This window comes from Streptomyces sp. W1SF4 (genome assembly GCF_003950035.1).
Lineage (GTDB): Bacteria > Actinomycetota > Actinomycetes > Streptomycetales > Streptomycetaceae > Streptomyces > Streptomyces racemochromogenes.
Window position 1 is genome coordinate 4,684,934 of the sequence record NZ_CP034350.1, and the last position, 21,750, is coordinate 4,706,683.

Sequence of the window (21,750 nt, forward strand, 5' to 3'; positions counted from 1 at the left end):
GTTGGGGGCCCCACGAACATCGGCGTGCATATATGTACGCCCCGGCCCTGCCTACCCTGGACCCATGACCCCACGGTGGAAGGTCCCGGCTCTCTGCGCCACCCTCCTCGCGCCGGCGGTCGCGGTCGCGATTTCGGTCACGTCCGTGTCCGTGTCCCTGTCCGACCCCCCGAAGGCGCCACCGGACCGCGGATTCACCCTCCGCTACGAGACCCCCGACCCCGCCGACGAGGAGCACGCCGCCCTCCTCCACGCCCGCAGGCCGGCCGAACGCGCCGTCGAAGCCCTCAACGCCTACCTCGACCTCCCGGAGCGCGTCACCGTCCTCGCCCGCTCCTGCTCCGGCGAGGGCTCCGGCTACGACCCGGTCACCCGCCGCATCGAACTCTGCTACGACGACCTCGCCGACGACCTCGCCCTCCTCGGCGACGAAGCGGCCGCCGCCGACATCACCGCCGAAACCCTCTACCACGAAGCCGGCCACGCCCTCATCGACACCCTCCGCCTGCCCGTCGCCTCCGACCGCGCCGAGGAGGACGCCGCCGACACCTTCGCCGCGTTCATGCTCATCCGCGAAGGCCCCCCGGGCGAACGCACCCTCCTCGCCGCCGCCGAGGCCTACCGCCTCGCACCCCCGCCCGGACCCGGGCCGGACGAACACGCCCCGCCCGCCGACCGCGCCGCCGCCCACCTCTGCCTGCTCCACGGCGCCGCCCCCGAACGCCACCCCGCCCCCACCCAGGGCTGCGCCCCCGCCTGGCCCACCGTCCGCGACACCTGGACCCGCGACCTCACCCCCCTGCTCAGGACCACCCCGCGGCCGGGGGTGCATGGCTCGTAACCACCTCTTGTGTCCGTTCGTTAGATCGATCGTCAGACACACTCTCGAGGGGGGAGCGCGTCATGGATCCCATGCCGCACGTCACCGAAGGCGGCCTCATTCCGGTCGCGTCGTACGCACGTACCTCGCAGGACACCCGGCACGGCGACGCCCGCGGGGTGCGCAACCAGCACCGCATCAACGAACGCACGGCCCTCGACCACGGCTGCGTCGTCGTGGCGACCTATACCGACAACGCGCGCGGCGCGACGAAGGACGACCGGGAGCGGCCGGCGTTCGACCATCTGCTGGCCGACCTGCACCGCGGCCACGCCTTCACGGCGGGGCCGATCGACGGCGTCGTGGCGGTGGCGGACGACCGCCTCTACCGCAGGCCCGACGACTTCATCCGCTTCATGGCGGCGCTGACCGCCCACCCCCGGCGCGTGTACGTCGGCCGGGACGGACTGCGCGACCCGTACACGAAGGCGGGTCTCCTCGAAGGTGCCGCATCCCTTGAGGGGGCGGTCGCCGAGGGGAGGATGCGCAGTCGCCGTGTCCAGGACTGGCACTGGTCGAGGGCCATGGACGGGCTGCCGCACAGCGCACCGAGGCCGTTCGGATGGCTGGAGGACCGGCAGACCCTGCATGCGGTGGAGTCGGAACTCGTCCGCAAGGCGATCGAGCACCGTATCGCCGGCGGGTCGATGGGGGAGGTGGCGCGCGAGTGGGTTGCGTTGGGGGTCAGCGGGACGCGCGGCGGGCGTCCGAATCCGCAAACGGTCACGCAGATCATCACGGCTCCCAGGGTGTGCGGCTTCAGGGCCAACCGGGGGGTGCTGCTGATCGACCCGGAAACGGACCGCCCGCTCGTCGGGGCGTGGCAGGCGATCGTCCCGCCCGAGCAGTGGGTGGCGGTCTGTGCGACCTTCTCGGCCGGGAGCCTGTACATGCACCGGGGGCCGCTCAGTCCTCGACTGACCGGTCGCAAGGCCGGACCGAAGTACGTTGCGAGCGGATTCGTGCGCTGCGGCGCGGAGCTGGCGGAGGGGGGTGTGTGCGGTCAGCTCATGGGCGGCGGTAAAAGCGGCAGCCGGAAGAGTCCCTACAACTACGTCTGCGCCTCGGGCCGGGGCTGCGGACGATGTGCCATCAGCGGCCCCCTCGTGGAGGAGGCCATTGAAAGGCTGCTCTTTCCCGGAGAAGGCCCCGGGCGGGTCCGGTTGCCGGAGCCGATCCGCCAGCGGTGGCAGTCCGGGGAAATGGCCTTCGAGGAGAAGCGGAGGGTCATCTCGTCGGTCTTCGATCATTTCGTGATCAAGCCGGGAAGGAAGGGGAGCACCAGCTGGGACCACTCCCGAGTGGTTCCGGTATGGAAATGGGCTGATCGCATCAAGGCGGCCGAACTGGCGGCCTGATGGCTTCGCTCTGAGCCGCGCATCCGGTTGTGCGGCAGGATGGGAACATGCCGAACCGCCTTGTCAACGAGACCTCGCCGTACCTGCTCCAGCACGTCGACAATCCTGTCGACTGGTGGCCCTGGTCGCCCGAGGCGTTCGCGGAGGCACGTGAACGCGAGGTGCCGGTTCTCCTCAGCGTTGGTTACTCTTCGTGTCATTGGTGCCATGTATTTAGCTCCGAAAGTTTCGAAGATGAACTGACCGCCGCCTACATGAACGAGCACTTCGTCAACGTCAAGGTCGACCGCGAAGAGCGCCCCGACATCGACGCCGTCTACATGGAGGCCGTGCAGGCGGCGACCGGGCAGGGCGGGTGGCCCATGACCGTGTTCCTGACGCCCGACGCCGAGCCCTTCTACTTCGGGACCTACTTCCCGCCCGAGCCCCGGCACGGGATGCCCTCCTTCATGCAGGTGCTCGAAGGCGTGCGGACCGCCTGGGCCGGGCGGCGCGAGGAGGTCGCCGAGGTCGCGCAGCGGATCGTGCGGGACCTGGCCGGGCGGCAGCTGGACTACGGGAAGGCCGGGCTGCCGGGGGCCGAGGAGCTGGGGCGGGCGCTGCTCGGGCTGACGCGGGAGTACGACGCCGCGCGGGGCGGGTTCGGCGGGGCGCCGAAGTTCCCGCCGTCCATGGTGCTGGAGTTCCTGCTGCGCCACCACGCCCGGACCGGGTCCGAGGGGGCCCTGCAGATGGCCGCCGACACCTGTGAGGCGATGGCCCGGGGCGGGATCTACGACCAGATCGGCGGCGGGTTCGCGCGGTACTCCGTGGACCGGGAGTGGGTCGTGCCGCACTTCGAGAAGATGCTGTACGACAACGCGCTGCTGTGCCGCGTGTACGCGCACCTGTGGCGGGCCACCGGTTCGGACCTCGCCCGGCGCGTGGCGCTGGAGACCGCCGACTTCATGGTGCGGGAACTGCGGACGGAGCAGGGCGGGTTCGCCTCCGCGCTCGACGCCGACAGCGAGGATCCGTCGAGCGGCAGGCACGTCGAGGGGGCGTACTACGCCTGGACACCGGCGCAGTTGGCCGAGGTGCTGGGGGAGGAGGACGGGGCGCTGGCCGCCGCGTACTTCGGGGTCACCGAGGAGGGGACCTTCGAGCACGGCACGTCGGTGCTGCAACTGCCGCAGGACGGGCCGGTGGTGGAGGCCGGGAAGGTCGCCTCCATCAGGGAGCGGCTGCTCGCCGCGCGGGGCCGGCGGCCCGCGCCGGGCCGGGACGACAAGGTCGTCGCCGCCTGGAACGGGCTGGCCGTCGCGGCGCTCGCCGAGTGCGGGGCCTTCTTCGAGCGGCCGGACCTGGTCGAGCGGGCGATCGAGGCCGCCGACCTGCTCGTACGGGTGCACATGGACGGCATGGCCCGGCTGGCGCGCACGAGCAAGGACGGGCGGGTCGGGGCCAATGCCGGGGTGCTGGAGGACTACGGGGACGTCGCCGAGGGGTTCCTGGCGCTGGCCGCCGTCACCGGGGAGGGGGTGTGGCTGGAATTCGCCGGGTTCCTCGTCGACCTGGTCATGGCCCGGTTCACCGCCGAGGACGGCTCGCTCTACGACACCGCGCACGACGCCGAGCAGCTGATCCGCCGGCCGCAGGACCCCACCGACACCGCCGCGCCCTCGGGGTGGACGGCGGCTGCCGGCGCGTTGCTCTCGTACGCCGCGCACACCGGTTCGGCGCCGCACCGGGAGGCGGCGGAGCGGGCGCTCGGGGTGGTGCACGCGCTCGGGCCGCGTGCCCCGCGCTTCATCGGGCACGGGCTGGCGGTCGCGGAGGCGCTGGTCGACGGGCCGCGGGAGGTGGCCGTGGTGGGTCATCCGGAGGATCCGGCGACGGCGGCGCTGCACCGGACGGCGTTGCTGGGGACGGCTCCCGGGGCGGTGGTGGCGGTGGGTCTGCCCCGCGAGGCCGATGGCAGCGGTGGGGAGTTCCCACTTCTGGCCGAGCGCACACTCGTGCGCGACCTTCCGACGGCGTATGTGTGCCGTCATTTCGTCTGCGCGCGTCCTACGACGGAACCGGTCTCACTGGCTGAGCAGTTGGGTGTGGTTCATCCGTGATTGTGGCAGAGTAGCGTCAATTCCGGTCCCTCGGGCGCCACTTGGAAACGTGGTTTTTATTCGAGTGGCGCCTGAGTTTCATTTCCGCTGTCTAGTCTCGTGTCTTCTAGCGGTAACGAGACGGCGCGCTGGGGGGTGCGCGCGTACGGGGGACGCGGGGGCGGCAGGCCGGGGGGCCGGGCCGTCGCCGGGGGGTTTTCGATCGCCGCCTGGGGTTGCGGCTCGGCTGTGGGGGACAGTTTGCTCACCTCTGTCTTTGTTGCTGCCATTTCTCTGGCGCTGTTCTGGATGGCCGCGTTCACGCTGTGGTGGCAGATGCACGCCTGGCGGACGCCCGAGACGCTCGCGGCGACCCGTTTCGACAGCCCCGACAGCGGGGGGCGGCTGGCCTTCTCGCTGCTGCTGCCGGCCCGCCACGAGCAGGCCGTGCTGGAGCACACCATCGACCGGCTGCTGGAATCGAGCCACACCGACTACGAGATCATCGTCATCGTCGGTCACGACGACCCCGAGACGGCCGCGGTCGCGGAGCGCGCCGCCGTCCGCGCGCCCGAGCGCGTACGGGTCGTCGTCGACCACCACGAGACCAAGAACAAGCCGAAGGCGCTCAACACCGCCCTGCCGCACTGCCGGGGCGACATCGTCGGGGTCTTCGACGCCGAGGACCAGGTCCATCCCGAGCTGCTCACCCACGTCGACCACGCCTTCCGCTCCACCGGCGCGGACGTGGTCCAGGGCGGGGTGCAGCTGATCAACTTCCACTCCAGCTGGTACAGCCTGCGCAACTGCCTGGAGTACTTCTTCTGGTTCCGCTCCCGCCTGCACCTGCACGCCGAGAAGGGTTTCATCCCGCTGGGCGGCAACACCGTCTTCGTGCGCACGGCGGTGCTGCGCGAGGCGGGCGGCTGGGACCAGAACTGCCTCGCCGAGGACTGCGACCTGGGCGTGCGGCTGTCGTCGGTGGGCAAGAAGGTGGTCGTCGCGTACGACTCCGACATGGTCACCCGTGAGGAGACCCCGGGCTCCCTGATGAGCCTGCTCAAGCAGCGGACCCGCTGGAACCAGGGGTTCCTCCAGGTGTACCGGAAGAAGGACTGGCAGCAGCTGCCGGGCCGGGGGCAGCGCTGGCTGGCCCGCTACACGCTGATGACGCCGTTCATGCAGGCGGCCACCGGGGTGATCATCCCGGTGAACTGCGCGGTGGCGGTCTTCCTCGACGTGCCCGTGGGCATCGCGATCATCACCTTCCTCCCCATGATCACGGCGATGGTGACGTTCGTCTTCGAGATCGTCGGCCTGCACGACTTCGGCCACCAGTACGGGCTGCGGGTGCGGTTCACGCACTACCTCAAGCTCATCGTGGGCGGCCCCTTCTACCAGGTGCTGCTGGCGGGCGCCGCGATCCGCGCGGTCTGGCGCGAGCAGCGCGGCCGCAACGAGTGGGAGCTGACCAGCCACACGGGCGCGCACCTGACCTCCGCCGCGTCCGGCGCCCCCGCGTCCGCTGCCCCCGCCGCCGCTGACGCCTCCTCCGCCTCCGCCACTTCGATCCGAGAGGACAGCCTCCGGTGACCGCCACCCTGCCCACGGCCACTGATCCCCAGCCGGCTGACCCCGCCGGCAGCGCCCAGCTGCTGCCCGTCCGCCGTCCGCCCGGCTCCGGCGGTGCCGGTTCCCCGGGGCCCGGGGGCCGGGGCGGAGGCGGACTCGGGGTGCGTCCGGCGGCGTTCGCGCGCCCGATGGTGCGCTTCCGCTCCTCCAGGCCGGACCTGCTGCTGTGCGGGGCGATCCTGCTGGCGGTCGTCCTCGTACAGGGCTGGAACATCACGAACTTCCCGACCCTGAGCGACGACGAGGGCACGTACCTCGCCCAGGCGTGGGCGGTCCAGCAGGGTGACGGGCTGGCGCACTACACGTACTGGTACGACCATCCGCCGCTGGGCTGGATACAGATCGCGGGCCTGACGTACCTGCCCGCCCTCCTGGTGCCCGACTGGATGACGGTCGCGCCGATGCGCTTCTCGATGCTGGCCGTCTCCGCCGCGAGCTCGGTGCTGATGTACGTGCTGGCGCGCCGGCTGTGGCTGCCGCGCTGGGCGGCGGGGCTGGCGATGGGGCTGTTCGGGCTGTCGCCGCTGTCGGTGGTCCTCCAGCGGGAGATCTTCCTCGACAACCTGGCCGTGATGTGGATGCTGCTGGCGTTCTGCCTCGCCGCGTCCCCGAGCCGGCACCTGTGGCACCACTTCGGGTCGGGTCTGGCGGCCGCCACCGCCGTCCTGACCAAGGAGACGATGCTGGTGGTGCTCCCGGCGCTGCTGGTGACGATGTGGCGTCACAGCCACCGCGACACCCGCAAGTTCGCCGTGACGGGGGCGATAACGGCCTGCGCGCTGATAGGGCTGTCGTACCCGCTGTTCGCCCTGCTCAACAACGAGCTGCTGCCCGGTGCCGGGCACGTCTCCCTGATCGACGGCATCACCTACCAGATGAGCCGTCCCGGCTCCGGCTTCATCCTCCAGTCCGGCACCGGCTCGAACGGGGTCTTCCGCTCCTGGCTCTACTACGACTCCGTCCTGCCGCTCGGCGGGCTGGCCGGTGCCGTGCTGCTGCTGGTGACGCACCGCTGGTCGGTGACCGCCCGCGCGCTCGCCGGGCCGGCCCTGGCCGTGGTGATCCTGGCCGTGGTCGCGATGCGGCCCTCCGGCTACCTCCCGGCGATGTACGTGATCCAGGCGCTGCCGTTCCTGGCGCTGGTCCTCGCCGGGGGCGCGGCCAGCGTCACGCACGCCGTGCTGCGCCGCCGGCGTGCGCCGGGGGAGTGGCGGGGCGTGGTGTACGCGCGGTGGGCGCTGGTCGGCGTACTCGCCGTGGCGGCGGCCGCGTTCGTGCTGCCGCGCTGGTACGAGGGCAACCGGACCGCCCTCACCGTCGACGCCAACGCCCCCTACCGGCAGGCGGCGGCCTGGCTCGGCCGGGAGGTGGCCGACCCGGCGCACACCCGCGTCCTCGTGGACGACGCGCTGTGGCTCGACGCCGTTCACCACGGTTTCGCACCCGGTGACGGGGCGATCTGGTTCTACAAGGCGGACCTCGACCCGGCCGTCACCAAGACCCTGCCGCGCGGGTGGCGGGACATCGACTACGTGGTTTCCTCGCCCACCGTGCGTCGCGACGCGGCGGACCTGCCGAACGTGAAGGCTGCTCTGGAGCATTCGACCGCGGTCGCCGTCTTCGGTACGGGCGAGGACCGTATCGAGATCCGCCGGACCGACCGCGAGAGTGGGAGCTGAACCACGATGAGCGAGAACCTGGGGCCCCCGCATGCCCTGGAAGATCCGGAAGTCGACGCTCCGCCGCCCGGCGTCCAGGGGCGCGGCCGGGAGCTGCCCCGCCTCCTGGCGCGGCCGGCGGCGCTGCTCTCGGCCGGCCCCCTGGTGCGGATGACCGGTTTCGGGCTGGTCGGGGTCTCCGGCTTCGTGCCGAACCTGGCGGCGCTCTGGCTGCTGACGCACGCCGGGACGCAGTACCTGGTCGCGGGGGTCCTCGCCAACCAGGCCGGGGTGCTGTGGAACTTCCTGCTCATCGAGACGCTGCTCTTCCGCGACCGGCGCGGCCACCGCCACTGGGCGGACCGCCTCGGCCGCTTCGCCCTCATCGCCAACGCCGACCTGCTGCTGCGCGTGCCGCTCATCGCGCTGTTCGTGGGCCGCTTCGGCCTGGAGGTGCTGCCCGCGACCGCGCTCGCGCTGGCCATCACCTTCGTCCTGCGATTCGCCGCCACCGAGGCGCTCGTCTACCTGCCGCGCGGGCCACGTGCGGCGCGCACCACCAGGAGTTGAGCCGTACCGAAAGGACCGCGTATGCGTAGGAAGATCCGACGGGGGGCGGGGCGCCGGGCCGCTCTGACCGCCGTCGGCGCGATGACCGCCAGCCTGCTCCTGACCGCACCCCAGCAGGCCACGGCCGGAGCGCCGAACCTGCTGACCAACCCCGGCTTCGAGACCGCCGGTCCGGCCGGCTCCGACATGCCCTCCTGCTGGTCGAAGTCGGGCTGGGGCGACAACGACTTCACCTTCGCCACCGTCGCCGACGCCCACAGCGGCACCAAGGCCGTGAAGGTCACGGTGACCCGCCGGGTCAGCGGCGACCGCAAGGCCCTGGTCACCGAGAACGCCGCCTGCGCCCCGACGGTGGTGCCGGGGAAGCAGTACGACCTGTCCGCCTGGTACAAGTCGAACACCCCCGACGTGTCGGTGACGGTGTTCCGCCACGACACCAGCGCGGGCTGGCAGTACTGGACCGACCTGCAGAATCCGCCGGTCAGCGCCGCGTGGGCGCGCACGGAGGTCCGTACGCCCGCCGTACCGCCGAACACCGACAAGATCGCGTGGGGTCTGTCCGTGTACGGCGTGGGCACCCTCACCACCGACGACTACGCGCTGGAGGAGGTGGGTGCCGTCCCGCCGGGGCCCGCCTGCACGGGCACGGCCGAGGAGTGCGCCAAGGGCAAGTGGGAGGTGATGGGCACCCAGAACCCGGTGCGCTCGATGCACGCCGTGGTCCTGAAGAACGGCAAGGTGCTGCTGATCGCCGGTTCCGGCAACGACATCTCCCAGTTCAACGCGGGCACCTTCACCTCCGCCGTCTACGACCCCGTGGCGGGCACCGCCAAGACGATCCCGACGCCGGTGGACATGTTCTGCTCGGGGCACGTGCAGCTGGCCGACGGCCGGGTGCTGGTGATGAGCGGCAACAAGGGCTATCCGTCCGCCGACGGCACGATCGGCTACCAGGGGCTGAAGGACAGCTACGTCTTCGACCCGGCGACCGAGACGTACACGAAGACGAACGACATGAACGGCGGGCACTGGTACCCGTCCGCCACCGTCCTCGGCAACGGTGACGTGATCTCCTTCGGCGGGCTGAAGGAGGACTCCACGGGCAACGTCACCGCGGAGAAGTTCTCGGCGGCGCAGAACAAGTGGCTGCCGATGAACGAGGTCAACCAGACCTGGTCGTACTGGGGCCTGTACCCGTCGATGATCCTCATGCAGGACGGCCGGCTCTTCTACTCCGGCAGCCACACCTTCGGCAACGGCACGCCCGGCTCCGGCGCCTCGGTCTACGACTACGGCGCCAACACCATCACCGACGTGCCCGGCCTGCGCAAGAAGGACGAGCGGGACGAGTCGGCGAGCGTGCTGCTGCCCCCGGCCCAGGACCAGCGGGTGCTGACCGTCGGCGGCGGCAACAACGAGAGCAACCCGGCGGCCAACCGGCTCACCGACATCATCGACCTGAAGAAGCCGAGCCCCGCCTACACGGCGGGCCCCGACCTCCCGCAGGGCCTCGTCGACACCGGCACGGGCAAGCGCCCGCAGACCGGCGCCGAGGGCAAGATGTACGTCTCCGCCGTGCTGCTGCCCGACGGCAAGGTGCTGGAGACCGGCGGCGGCCTCCACGACCGGGCCGACCCGGTCTTCGAGGCCTCGTTCTTCGACCCGGCGAGCAACACCTACCAGGCGGGCCTGGCCACCGACCCGATCCCGCGGACCTACCACTCGGGGGCGTTCCTGCTGCCCGACGGCCGCGTGATGTCCGTCGGCGACAACCCGGGCAACGGCACGTACAACCACGCGGTGTCCGTCTACACCCCGCCCTACCTGTTCAAGGGGCCGCGCCCGAAGCTCACCTCGGTGATCGACACGGAGTGGGTGTACGGGGACACGCAGCGGATCACGGTCGACCGGCCGATCGCCAAGGCCGAACTGATCCGCCCGGCGGCGGTCACCCACTCCTCGGACCCCAACCAGCGGTTCGTGGACCTGCCGATGACGGTGATCGACAACAAGACGATCGACCTCAACGTCACGAGCAACCCCAACCTGGCCCCGCCCGGCTGGTACATGCTCTTCGGGGTCGACGCGAACGGCGTCCCGTCGGTCGCGACCTGGGTCCACCTGGGCGGGGCCCCCGCCCTGGCGGCGGCGAAGGCCGACGGGAAGCAGCTGCCCGCGCCGCACGAGCACTCCTTCGCCGACAGGCTCGCCCCGCCCAAGGCCAACCCCGGGCAGCGGGACTCGGCCCCGGTCGCGCCCACCGTGGCCGGCTGCGACCGGCACTACGGGACGGCGAGCGTCTGCGTACCGGGCACCTTCCCGGCGGAGGTGAAGAAGACGACCAAGGCGCGCTGCGAGTGGCTGGCCGCGCACCAGTTCCCGAGGCGGATGAAGGTCAACGGCAGCGACCCCCTGCGGCTCGACCAGGACGGGGACGGCTACACCTGCTGAGGGGGCCGCGCCCCAAGTGCACCCGTTTGACGGCCCGTCGCCCCCCGTGGGAGGCGGGCCGTCCTCCTACGCTGAGCGCTGGCCTCTTCCGGTCCGTCACGTTCTGGTCGAAAGGTTCCGCGCCCATGCCCGAGACCGCTCCGCCGGCCCCGACCGCCGTCCGCCGTCGCTGCTTCGCCGTACTGCTGGCTTGTGCCCTGCTCGGTCCGCCGGCGCTCGCGGGGCCGGCCGGGGCCGCGGACGGCGTCGGGAGGATCACGCGGTTCACGCCGCCCACGGCGGGCAGCGCCCCCATCGGGATCGCGGCGGGGCCCGACGGCAACGTGTGGTTCACCGAGAGCGGCACCGGCCGGATCGCGCGGATCACGCCGAAGGGCGTCATCAGGGAATTCCCGCTGCCCGCGGGGTCCTTGCCGGACGACATCACCGCCGGGGCGGACGGCCGGCTGTGGTTCAGCGAGCCCGGACGCAACCGGATCGGCCGGATCGGCACCGGCGGGGAGACCGCGCGGTTCCCGCTCCCGCGGGCGGGCGCCTTCCCCACCGGCATCACCGGGGGGCCCGACGGGAACCTGTGGTTCGCCGAGTTCGACGGTGGGCGGGTCGGGCGGATCACCCCGTCCGGGAAGGTCACCGAGTTCCCGCTGCCCGGCACCGAGAGCGCCCCGTACCGGATCACCCTCGGCCCGGACGGGAACCTGTGGTTCACGGAACCCGGCAGCAGCCGGATCGGGAAGATCACCCCGTCCGGCAAGGTCACCGGGTACCCGCTGCCGAAGGCGGGGAGCACCCCCTTCAACATCACCGCGGGCCCGGACGGGAACCTCTGGTTCACCGACCCGGCCTCCCACGCGATCGGGCGGATCACCCCGCAGGGCAGAGCCCGGCTGTTCCCGCTGCCCGCCGGCGACAGCCGCCCGGTCGGCATCGCGGCGGGCCCCGACGGCAACCTCTGGTTCGGGGAGTCCGGCACCGGCTGGGTCGGGCGGATCACGACGGGCGGCGGGATCACCGAGTTCGCCGTGCCCCCGTCGAAGCCGGACGGCGGGCCCTTCCACCTGGCCGCGGGGCCCGACGGGCACGTCTGGTTCACGGAGCTGAGCGGCAACCGGGTCGGGCGCGTGGAGGTCGGGGGCCGGGTCGCCGATCTGGCCGTCCGGCTCTCGGCCCCGGGCCGGGCCCGCGCGGGCGACGCGTACGCCTACACGGTGACGGTGGCCAACCAGGGCCGCTCCGCCGCGGCCGGCACGGTCGTACGGCTGGCCAAGCCGCGCGGCGCGTACACGGTGTCGGCCAGTCCGAACGCCAAGCGGCCCACGGCCGACGAGCTGACCTGGAACGTGGGCCCGCTCGGCGCCGGGCAGAAGCGGACCTTCCGCGTCACGGTGCGGCCGAAGGGCGGGGGCGCCGTCGAGGCGGCGGCCAGGGTCACCGCCGCCACCTTCGACCCGGTCGCCGGGAACAACGCGGTGACCGCGCGCACCACGGTCTCGGGCCGCTGAGGAGCGGTCTACGCGTGCCGGTACGCGGCCAGCGAGATGCCGACGTAGTGGGCCACGAAGGCCGCGAGGGTCAGGGAGTGGAAGACCTCGTGGAAGCCGAAGACGCGGGGGGAGGGGTTGGGACGCTTCATCCCGTAGATGACCCCGCCCACGCTGTACAGCAGACCGCCGACGATCACCAGGACGAGGACGGCGATGCCGCCGGTCCGCATGAAGTCGGGCAGGAAGAACACCGCCGCCCACCCCATCGCGATGTAGCACGGGGTGTACAGCCAGCGCGGGGCGCCGACCCAGAAGACGCGGAAGGCGATGCCGGCCGCGGCCGCGATCCACACCGCCCACAGCAGGGGCCTGCCGGTGGAGTCGGGCAGCAGCAGGACCGCGAGCGGGGTGTAGGTGCCCGCGATGATCAGGAAGATGTTCGCGTGGTCGAGCCGCCGTAGGACGGCCTCGCCGCGCGGCCCCCACGTGCCGCGGTGGTAGACGGCGCTGACTCCGAAGAGCAGGCAGGCGGTGAGGACGTACACCCCGCAGGCGACGCGGGCCCTCGTCGAGTCGGTGAAGGCCATCAGCACCAGGCCGGCGATCACCACGGCGGGGAACATCCCGGTGTGCAGCCAGCCGCGCATCAGCGGCTTGGCCTCCGGACCTGCCGTGACGAGCGGCGCGAGCGGTGCGACCGGTGCGGCGCTCGGCACGGCGGCGGCGTCAGAAGTCATGGTCCACATGCTACCTACGGGTCCGTAGGTTCCGGATTTCCTCTTTACGGAAGATTGACGGACGTGGCGATGCTCACGTGAGAGGCCCCCTGGACATATGCGCACATCCACCGGATGATCAGATGAGTGCGGTCGGCACCGGATGAGCGGAGCGCGAAGCGTCCGGGTCGCAGCCCCCACGGGGCATACACCAAACAAACCCCTCAACAAGGAGCAATCGTGGCGCGCGACAACGCGGCTCCCACTTCCGTCCCGACGACCCACCGGGAGCTCGTCTCCTGGGTGGAGGAGATCGCAGCCCTGACCCAGCCGGACCGCATCGTCTGGTGCGACGGCTCCGAGGCCGAGTACGAGCGCCTGTGCGAGGAGCTCGTCGCCAAGGGCACGTTCAAGAAGCTCGACGAGACCAAGCGCCCGAACTCCTACTACGCCGCCTCCGACCCCTCCGACGTCGCGCGCGTCGAGGACCGCACCTTCATCTGCTCCGAGAAGGAGGAGGACGCGGGCCCGACCAACCACTGGAAGGCCCCGGCGGAGATGAAGGAGATCTTCGCGGGAGAGCAGGGCATCTTCCGCGGTTCCATGAAGGGCCGGACGATGTACGTCGTCCCGTTCTGCATGGGTCCCCTCGGCTCCGACCTCTCCGCGATCGGCGTCGAGATCACCGACTCCGCCTACGTCGCGGTCGCCATGCGCACCATGACCCGCATGGGCAAGGCCGTCCTCGACGAGCTCGGCTCCGACGGCTTCTTCGTCAAGGCCGTCCACACCCTCGGCGCTCCGCTCGCCGAGGGCCAGGACGACGTGCCGTGGCCCTGCAACACCACCAAGTACATCTCGCACTTCCCCGAGACCCGCGAGATCTGGTCCTTCGGCTCCGGCTACGGCGGCAACGCCCTGCTCGGCAAGAAGTGCTACGCCCTGCGCATCGCCTCCGTCATGGCCCGCGACGAGGGCTGGCTCGCCGAGCACATGCTCATCCTCAAGCTGACCCCGCCGGCCGGCGAGGGCGAGGCCAAGTACGTGGCGGCCGCGTTCCCGTCCGCCTGCGGCAAGACCAACCTGGCCATGCTGGAGCCCACGATCCCCGGCTGGACGGTCGAGACCATCGGCGACGACATCGCCTGGATGCGCTTCGGCGAGGACGGCCGCCTCTACGCGATCAACCCCGAGGCCGGCTTCTTCGGCGTCGCCCCCGGCACCGGCGCGCACACCAACGCCAACGCCATGAAGACGATGTACGCCAACACCGTCTTCACCAACGTCGCGCTCACCCCCGACGGCGGCGACGTGTGGTGGGAGGGCATGACCGAGGAGGCGCCCGCGCACCTCATCGACTGGAAGGGCAACGCCTGGACCCCGGAGTCGGGGACGCCGGCCGCCCACCCCAACGCCCGCTTCGCCGTCCCGGCCGCCCAGTGCCCGACGATCGCCCCCGAGTGGGAGGACCCCAAGGGCGTCCCGGTCTCCGCGATCCTCTTCGGCGGCCGCCGCGCCTCCGCCGTCCCGCTGGTCACCGAGTCCTTCGACTGGAACCACGGCGTCTTCATCGGCTCGAACATCGCGTCCGAGAAGACCGCCGCCGCCGAGGGCAAGGTCGGCGAGCTGCGCCGCGACCCGTTCGCGATGCTGCCGTTCTGCGGCTACAACATGGGTGACTACATGGCCCACTGGGTCAAGGTCGCCGCCGACAAGGACCAGAGCAAGCTCCCGAAGATCTACTACGTGAACTGGTTCCGCAAGAACGACGCGGGCAAGTTCGTGTGGCCGGGCTTCGGTGAGAACAGCCGCGTCCTGAAGTGGATCGTCGGCCGCCTCGACGGCACCGCCGAGGGCGTCGAGACCCCCATCGGCGTCCTGCCGACCAAGGCCTCGCTCGACCTCGACGGCCTCGACATCGCCGACGAGGACCTCGACTTCCTCCTCACGGTCGACAAGGAGGTCTGGCGCGAGGAGGCCGCCCTGGTCCCCGAGCACCTGAACACCTACGGCGACCACACCCCCAAGGAGCTGTGGGAGCAGTACCACGCGCTCGTCGAGCGCCTGGGCTAGCCCCCGGCACCACCCCGAGAACCGAGGCCGGCTGTCCCCCGGCCGAGGGCTGACGCGGGAATCCCCGACCAAGGGCTCCTTGCGGCCTTCCGAACAGGCCGCGTGCGTCTGCTGATGGCGGGCCTCCACCCAGTGGAGGCCCGCCGTCATGTGTTCGGCCCGCCGGCACCCCGGTCCGGGGCGCGCAGCGCCACGGCGGTGATCACCAGCCCGTCCTCGACGAGCCAGCGCCCGTGGAAGACGGAGAGGCGGACGCCGTCGACGACCGGTCCCCGGCCCAGCACCCGGGCCTTGAAGGTGCCCTGCCACGGGTTCACGGCGACCGCGGCCTCGTCGAAGTCCAGGACGACCCCGGTGAGCGGGTACCAGGCCTTGTACACGCTCTCCTTGGCGGCGAAGAGCAGCCGGTCCCAGTGGATGCCCGACTCGCAGGTGCCCAGCCGGGCCAGCTGGCCGCGCTCCTCCGGGATGGTCACCCGCTCCCGCACCATGCTGTGGCGCAGCGGTTCGTTGGGTTCGACGTCGACGCCGATGCCCGCCACGTCGGCCGACCGCGCCACGGCGGCGCACCGGTACCCCTTGCTGTGCGCCATGCTCCCGACGACCCCGGCCGGCCACAGCGGGGCGCCGTGGGCGTCGCGCAGGACCGGGACGGGTGGCACGCCGAGGTCGGCCATGGCTTCCCGGGCGCAGGCCCGGGAGGTGCTGAACTCCCGGCGGCGGCCGGGCGAGGCGCCGGCCATCAGCTCCTCCTCGGCGGCGAACAGCGGCGTGGGCAGGACCGGATCGCTGAACGCCTCGGAGGTGGCGACCACCGGGGGCAGCAGCGAGCCGACGAGCGTGCCCTGCCGGGATCCGTCACCGATGACCGGCCTCGGCACCTCTGCCTTCCGATGCCGTACGCGGACCTTCACAGGTTCGCGCGCCAGGCGGGCAGGCTCCGGCCCGACCAGGACCCGGCCGGTCCGGGGCCCGATCCGTCGCGGGACCAGGGCGCGGGCGCCGTCGTCGCCCCGTGGCCGGCGTCCGCGTCGCCGCGGGCGGCGCCCAGGGCCAGCAGGACCGCGGTCAGCGCCGCCACCTCGTCGGGATCCGGAGCCCCCCGCGTGATCCGGATCTGCGGTTCGGCGGCGCTCACTGGGGCTGGTTCCCGTGCTTGCGGCTGGGCAGGGTGACCTGCTTGCCGCGCAGCATCGCGAGGGCGCCGATCAGCCGGGACCGGGTCTCCGCCGGGTCGATGACGTCGTCGACCAGGCCGCGTTCGGCGGCGTAGTAGGGGTGCATCAGCTCGGTCTTGTACTCCTTGACCAGGCGGACGCGGGCCTCGTCGGGGTCGTCGGCCTCGGCGATCCGGCGCCGGAACACCACGTTGGCCGCGCCCTCGGCGCCCATGACGGCGATCTCGTTGCTCGGCCAGGCCAGGGACACGTCGGTGCCGATGGAACGCGAGTCCATGACGATGTAGGCGCCGCCGTACGCCTTGCGCAGGATCAGCTGGATGCGGGGCACGGTGGCGTTGCAGTACGCGTACAGCAGCTTCGCGCCGTGCCGGATGATGCCGTTGTGCTCCTGGTCCACGCCGGGCAGGAAGCCGGGCACGTCGACCAGCGTCACGAGCGGGATGTTGAAGGCGTCGCAGGTCTGGACGAAGCGGGCCGCCTTCTCGGAGGCGTGGATGTCCAGGACGCCGGCCGTGACGGACGGCTGGTTGGCGACGATGCCGACGACGTGGCCGTCCAGCCGGGCCAGGGCGCAGATGATGTTGGTGCCCCACAGTTCGTGGACCTGGAAGTACTCGCCGTCGTCGACGACTTCGGCGATGACCTCGCGCATGTCGTAGGAGCGGTTGGGGTCGCCCGGCACCAGGTCCAGCAGGGCCTCGGTGCGGCGGTCCGCGGGGTCGTCGGACTCGGCCGCGGGCGGCAGCTCGCGGTTGTTGGAGGGCAGCATGGACAGCAGGAAGCGGACGTCGTCCAGGCAGCTGTGCTCGTCGTCGTAGGCGAAGGCGGCCACGCCGGAGGTGGCGGCGTGCGCGTCCGCGCCGCCGAGCGCGTCCTGGGTGATGACCTCGCCGGTGACCGCCTGGACGACGTCGGGCCCGGTGATGAACATCTGGGAGATGCCGCGGACCATGAACACGAAGTCGGTCAGCGCGGGGGAGTAGGCGGCGCCGCCCGCGCAGGGGCCCAGGATCACGCTGATCTGGGGGATGACGCCGGAGTTGCGGACGTTGCGCTGGAAGATGCCGCCGTAGCCGGCGAGCGCGGTGACGCCCTCCTGGATGCGGGCGCCCGCGCCGTCGCACAGGCCCACCACGGGGGCCCCGGCGGCTTCGGCCAGGTCCATGACCTTGTGGATCTTCTCGGCGTGGGCCTCGCCGAGCGCGCCGCCGAAGATGCGGAAGTCGTGGGCGTAGGCGAAGACCGTGCGGCCGTGCACCAGGCCCCAGCCGATCACCACGCCGTCGGTGTGCGGTCTGCGGTTCTCCAGGCCGAAACCGGTCGCCCGGTGCCGGCGCAGGCCCTCCAGTTCGGTGAAGGTTCCCTCGTCGAAGAGGTATTCGACGCGCTCGCGGGCGGTCAGCTTGCCCTTCGCGTGCTGTGCCTCGGTGGCGGCCTCGCTGGGACCCCGGACCACGCGGGCACGCAGTTCGGAGAGTTCGGCGGTGTACGACCGCAGGTGCGACTGCGTCCACGTCGGATGGTCCTCGGTGATGCTCACGTGGTGCCCTTTCCTCGGATCGGCGGCAAGAGGGGCGTTCCACGCTGCCCGGCGGTGTTCAAGGCGGTATCAAAGCTCTGTTGAAGTACGACCTCATGCGTTCGACAAAGAAGTTTTAAGTCGGTCTCTACGCGTGGTCACGACGATGTGAGGACATCCGAGACCACTCAGGGAGACGACAGTGAGAACGAGTTGGAAGAAGCGGCTGACGCTCGGCGCGGTGGCGGTGGCCATGGCCGCGGCGGTGACGCCGGCGACCGGAGCGGTGGCGGCCGAGCAGGTCGAAGAGACCCCGATGCTCAGGAAGACCGTCTTCAGCGACACCTTCCAGAACGGCTTCGACACCTCGACGGCGGGCAACTGGCAGCTGTTCCAGAACGGCGGGCTCACGGCCGACGACGGCGTCGCGACCACCTCGACCCGCGGCCTGAACGTCGTGCCCTCGGGCACGGACCCGGTCACGGGCCAGCCGGCGTTCTCCTGGACCACGGGGCAGCAGGCGGCCGGCGGGGGCGGCGACAAGGACCACATGAAGTGGCTCGCCTACCCCCGCCACAACGGCACCACCGGATACCCGGGTTACGACGTCCCGCCGAACGGGCAGCTGACCTGCGAGTCCTCGCTGTCCGTCCAGACGCGCAACATGGACAGGCACCCGTTCGGCACCGCGGTCGGCGACCCGCAGGGCGACGTCCGCCTCGGTTCGGCGGGCCTGGTCACGGCGGACCTCCAGACCGGCATGGTCATGGACTTCCACGTCACCAACAACACCGTCTACGCCTTCTACGAGCGCCTGCGCTACCCGGGCACCAGCTACGCGGCGTTCACCTACGCGGTGCCGGTCGCCCGCATCACCCCGGGCACCCAGGTCAACACCCAGGTCGTGCTGGAGAACGGCGGCACCCGGGCCCGCTGGAAGCTCAACGGCTTCACCGTGCTCACCGTGAACAAGCTGGGCACCCTCGAACTCGACCGGAAGTACCTCCAGACGGACCACGGCGGCACCCAGGAGGTCGTCGCGCCGAAGCAGGCGACCTGCGGGCTGGGCGTGTTCTCGATGCTCGACGGCGCCGGCCCGGACGGCCGCGGCCTGGTGCGCCTGGACTCGACGGACGGCTTCTACTACAACACCCGGCTGGGCGCGCCCACCGGCCAGAGCTTCCTCGACGAGACCAGCCGGACCGGCAGCCGGGTCTGGGGGCAGGGCGTCGACCTGCGCGCCGCCAACCTCAAGGTCACCACGGGTGAGCGCCTGTAATGCCTCTAAGGAGGTAGGGCCACTGACCGTTGGAAGTCTGGGCGCGGCCGGACGGCTGCCTTAGGTTCGAAGGGCAGTGCCGATCACGACCAGCCCGCCCGATCCCATCCACGTCGTCGGAGCCCGCATCGGGCGGGTGGTCCGCCGGCCGTGAGGCGCCGGCCCGGCATCCCGGGAACGGTCGACGCAGACCGCGCCGCCCGGCCGGGCCACGAGGTACCGAAGGAACTCCACTGATGAACTCGAACAGCTCCGCCGACCTGGTGATGTTCCCCGGACAGGGGTCTCAGCGGGCCGGCATGGCCACTCACCTGCTGGAGCGGTATTCCGCCGCCCGGCGGGTGTTCGAGGAGGCGGACGCCGTGCTCGGCATGCCGCTCTCCGACATCTGCACCACCGGAACGGCGGAGGAACTCGCCGCCACCGACATCACCCAGCCCGCGATCCTCGCGACGAGCCTGGCCACCTGGCAGGTCCTGCGCGAGGCGGGCTGCGCGCCCGGCGCGGTGGCCGGTCACAGCCTGGGCGAGTACGCGGCCCTGGTCGCGGCCGGGGTCCTGTCGCCGGAGTCGGCGCTCCGTCTCGTCCGGGTACGCGGTCGGCTCATGGCGGAGGTGGGCCGAAAGCAGCCGGGCGCGATGGCAGCGGTTCTGGGACTGTCCGCCGAGCAGGTCGTCCGGATCTGCGAGCAGGCCCGTGCGACGGGGCTGGTCGAGGTGGCCAACTTCAACGAGCCGACGCAGACCGTCCTGTCCGGCGAGGCCGCCGCCGTCGAGGCGGCGGGCCGCGCGGCGCTCCTGGAGGGGGCCGAGAAGGTCGTCGCGCTGAAGGTGGGCGCGCCCTTCCACTGCTCCCTGATGAGCGCCATCGAGGAGGAGTTCGCCGGCGAGCTGGCCGGCCACTCCTTCGCGGACCCGGTACTGCCCGTCATCAGCTCGGTGACGGGTGACCACGTACGCGACGGCGAGCAGGCGCGGGAGCTGCTGCGCCGTCAGCTCAGCGGACCCGTCCGCTGGGTGGACGTGGTCAGGCGGGCCGGCGGGCTCCCCACCGAGACCTACATCGAAGTGGGTCCGGGCCGGGTGCTCAACGGGCTGGTCCGCCGTACGGACCCGGACGCGCGGGTGGCGAGCACCGGTGACGAGCGGCGCCTGGGCGCGCTCGTCGGCACGCTCGCGGCCACCGCGCCGGTCCCGGTCTGACCCACGACCCACACACAACATCCGATCAGGAAACAGGTGATTCACGCATGACGAACAACGCCAGCCTCGACGCCGTCGTCCAGAACTCCATCGCCGAAGCGCTCGGCCTCGACACCGAGGAGGTCGTGCCCGACGCGACCCTCCTCGGCGACCTGGACGCCGAGTCGATCGACCTCCTGGACATCCTCTTCCGCATCGAGCGCGCCTCCGGCGTGAAGGTGAAGATGGCCGACCTCACCGAGGTCATCCAGGGCGGCATCCCGGACGAGGACTTCGCCGACGAGGACGACGTCATCACCGCGGTCGGCCTCGCGCAGCTGAAGAAGGTGCTCCCGCAGATCGACACGGACGCCCTCGCCGGCAAGCTCGTCGCGGACGAGGTGCTCACCCTGTTCACCGTCCAGAACCTTACGGACATGGTCGCGGAACGTGCCGACAGCACCCTGGCCGCGGCCTGACGACGCGGTGGAGCGGTCGTCGGCCGGCCGCCCCGTCCTGCCCCGGATGCGCATCGGCACGGACGTGATCGCGATCGGGCGGATCGACGAACTCCTCGCTTCGGAGACCGGATTCGAGGAGCAGGTCTTCACCGCCCGCGAACGGTCCTACTGCCGCCGAAGACGCCGCCCCGGTGACCACCTGGCCGCCCGTTTCGCCGCCAAGGAAGCCGTGCTCAAAGCACTGGGCACCGGCATGGCGGCCGGCATGGAGTGGACCGACATAGAGGTCGTCAACGACCGCGCCGGCCGTCCGACGGTCAGGTTGTACGGCGAGGTGGCCGCAGAGGCCGAGCGGCTGGGGATGCAGCAGCTCGACATTTCTTTGACTCACAGCGCTGGGCTGGCGATAGCCCAGGCGCTCCTGGTGTGGAACCAATAAGGAGGAAACGACTCATGACGCTCGAAGGCCGCGTCGCTCTGGTCACCGGCAGCTCACGCGGCATCGGGCGGGCCATCGCGCTCCGCCTCGCCGCCGACGGTGCTGCCGTCGCCGTCAACTACCGCTCGCGCAAGGACGAGGCGGAGCGCGTCGTCGAGGAGATCACCTCGGCGGGGGGCCGGGCGATCGCCCTGCAGGCCGACGTGTCGGACCCCGAGGCCGCCCAGCGGCTGGTACGGGAGACGATCGACGGCCTGGGCGGCCTGCACGTCCTGGTGAACAACGCCGGGGTGGCGCAGGACGGCCTCATCTACGACCAGGCTCCCGCGGACTGGTGGGAGGTGCTCAAGGTCAACGTCGGCGGTGTCTACAACTGCACCCACGCCGTGGCCGGGCACTTCATGTCCCAGCGCGAGGGCAACGTCGTCAACATCTCCTCCGTCATGGGGGAGGGCGGATGGGTGGGGCAGTCCAACTACTCCGCCTCCAAGGGCGCCGTGAACTCCTTCACCCGCGCCGCCGCCATCGAGCTGGCGCGCTTCGAGATCCGCGTCAACGCCGTCCTCGCGGGATACACGGCCACCGACCTGATCGGCGGGCTGCTGGAGAAGGACGGCGGCAAGAACATCAAGCGCCAGCTGCCGTTCCGCGAGTTCGCCACGCCCGAGCAGGTGGCCGGTGCCGTCTCCTTCCTCGCCGGCGAGGACTCCTCGTACGTCACCGGCGAACTGCTGCGGGTCGACGGCGGCTGGGCGGGCCAGCTCGGCCTGGGCCGGGCCAAGTAGGG

General features: G+C 71.5%; 17 protein-coding genes and 1 pseudogene. 14 read left to right on the forward strand and 4 right to left on the reverse strand.

The window, feature by feature from the left end:
- Positions 1-64 precede the first annotated feature (64 nt).
- The 8 genes and pseudogenes from D1J60_RS22025 to D1J60_RS22060 all read left to right on the forward strand — a co-directional run bounded on the left by D1J60_RS22025 (position 65) and on the right by D1J60_RS22060 (position 12,132).
- Positions 65-841, forward strand: a complete 777-nt coding sequence (locus D1J60_RS22025; RefSeq protein ID WP_125822244.1) for a DUF4344 domain-containing metallopeptidase — start codon at positions 65-67, stop codon at positions 839-841.
- A 62-nt stretch (positions 842-903) separates the two neighbouring features.
- Entirely contained in the window at positions 904-2,238 is a 1,335-nt protein-coding gene (locus D1J60_RS22030) for a recombinase family protein (protein ID WP_125822245.1), read from the forward strand.
- A gap of 47 nt (positions 2,239-2,285) precedes the next feature.
- The gene (locus tag D1J60_RS22035) at positions 2,286-4,340 is read left to right on the forward strand and encodes a thioredoxin domain-containing protein (RefSeq protein WP_164720941.1); all 2,055 of its coding nucleotides are present in this window, start codon (positions 2,286-2,288) and stop codon (positions 4,338-4,340) included.
- 240 nt (positions 4,341-4,580) lie between these two features.
- Positions 4,581-5,912, forward strand: a complete 1,332-nt coding sequence (locus D1J60_RS22040) for a glycosyltransferase (protein ID WP_125822247.1) — start codon at positions 4,581-4,583, stop codon at positions 5,910-5,912.
- A gap of 167 nt (positions 5,913-6,079) precedes the next feature.
- Entirely contained in the window at positions 6,080-7,630 is a 1,551-nt protein-coding gene (locus tag D1J60_RS22045) for a phospholipid carrier-dependent glycosyltransferase (RefSeq protein ID WP_125824136.1), read from the forward strand.
- A 123-nt stretch (positions 7,631-7,753) separates the two neighbouring features.
- Positions 7,754-8,179 (forward strand): annotated as a pseudogene (locus D1J60_RS22050) (GtrA family protein); the annotation flags it as partial.
- Positions 8,180-8,200: 21 nt separating this feature from the next.
- Positions 8,201-10,630, forward strand: a complete 2,430-nt coding sequence (locus tag D1J60_RS22055) for a galactose oxidase-like domain-containing protein (protein ID WP_241253358.1) — start codon at positions 8,201-8,203, stop codon at positions 10,628-10,630.
- Between the two features lie 125 nt (positions 10,631-10,755).
- Complete coding sequence (locus tag D1J60_RS22060) at positions 10,756-12,132, forward strand: DUF11 domain-containing protein (RefSeq protein WP_125822248.1); 1,377 nt, start codon at positions 10,756-10,758, stop codon at positions 12,130-12,132.
- Between the two features lie 8 nt (positions 12,133-12,140).
- On the opposite strand, the gene D1J60_RS22065 is transcribed toward D1J60_RS22060, so the two are convergent.
- A complete protein-coding gene (locus D1J60_RS22065) occupies positions 12,141-12,860 on the reverse strand; it encodes a hemolysin III family protein (protein WP_185899233.1) in 720 nt (239 codons plus the stop codon).
- Between the two features lie 210 nt (positions 12,861-13,070).
- Here D1J60_RS22065 and D1J60_RS22070 point away from each other — a divergent pair, with 210 nt between their 5' ends.
- Complete coding sequence (locus tag D1J60_RS22070) at positions 13,071-14,903, forward strand: phosphoenolpyruvate carboxykinase (GTP) (RefSeq protein ID WP_125594620.1); 1,833 nt, start codon at positions 13,071-13,073, stop codon at positions 14,901-14,903.
- A gap of 146 nt (positions 14,904-15,049) precedes the next feature.
- Here D1J60_RS22070 and D1J60_RS22075 read toward each other — a convergent pair whose 3' ends face one another.
- From D1J60_RS22075 to D1J60_RS22085, 3 genes are read right to left on the reverse strand one after another with little or no spacing between them, the layout of a single operon-like run.
- A complete protein-coding gene (locus D1J60_RS22075) occupies positions 15,050-15,784 on the reverse strand; it encodes a 4'-phosphopantetheinyl transferase superfamily protein (protein WP_241253359.1) in 735 nt (244 codons plus the stop codon).
- Between the two features lie 29 nt (positions 15,785-15,813).
- Positions 15,814-16,041: an acyl-CoA carboxylase epsilon subunit gene (locus D1J60_RS22080; protein ID WP_125822249.1), complete on the reverse strand. Its 228-nt coding sequence runs from the start codon at positions 16,039-16,041 to the stop codon at positions 15,814-15,816.
- The gene (locus tag D1J60_RS22085) at positions 16,038-17,624 is read right to left on the reverse strand and encodes an acyl-CoA carboxylase subunit beta (protein WP_125822250.1); all 1,587 of its coding nucleotides are present in this window, start codon (positions 17,622-17,624) and stop codon (positions 16,038-16,040) included. The genes D1J60_RS22080 and D1J60_RS22085 overlap by 4 nt, the downstream gene beginning before the upstream one ends.
- Before the next feature lie 181 nt (positions 17,625-17,805).
- Between D1J60_RS22085 and D1J60_RS22090 the strand changes: the two genes are divergently transcribed.
- The 5 genes from D1J60_RS22090 (at position 17,806) to D1J60_RS22110 (ending at position 21,748) form a co-directional block, all read left to right on the forward strand.
- Positions 17,806-18,882, forward strand: a complete 1,077-nt coding sequence (locus D1J60_RS22090) for a DUF6081 family protein (protein WP_241253360.1) — start codon at positions 17,806-17,808, stop codon at positions 18,880-18,882.
- A gap of 236 nt (positions 18,883-19,118) precedes the next feature.
- Complete coding sequence (fabD, locus tag D1J60_RS22095) at positions 19,119-20,084, forward strand: ACP S-malonyltransferase (protein ID WP_125822251.1); 966 nt, start codon at positions 19,119-19,121, stop codon at positions 20,082-20,084.
- Positions 20,085-20,131: 47 nt separating this feature from the next.
- Positions 20,132-20,542, forward strand: a complete 411-nt coding sequence (locus D1J60_RS22100) for a phosphopantetheine-binding protein (RefSeq protein WP_125594616.1) — start codon at positions 20,132-20,134, stop codon at positions 20,540-20,542.
- Entirely contained in the window at positions 20,514-20,963 is a 450-nt protein-coding gene (gene acpS / locus D1J60_RS22105; RefSeq protein WP_125822252.1) for a holo-ACP synthase, read from the forward strand. Before D1J60_RS22100 ends, acpS begins: the two co-directional genes overlap by 29 nt.
- Positions 20,964-20,977: 14 nt before the next feature.
- On the forward strand, positions 20,978-21,748 hold the full coding sequence (locus tag D1J60_RS22110; protein ID WP_125594614.1) for a 3-oxoacyl-ACP reductase family protein: 771 nt from the start codon (positions 20,978-20,980) through the stop codon (positions 21,746-21,748).
- The last annotated feature ends 2 nt before the right edge of the window (positions 21,749-21,750 follow it).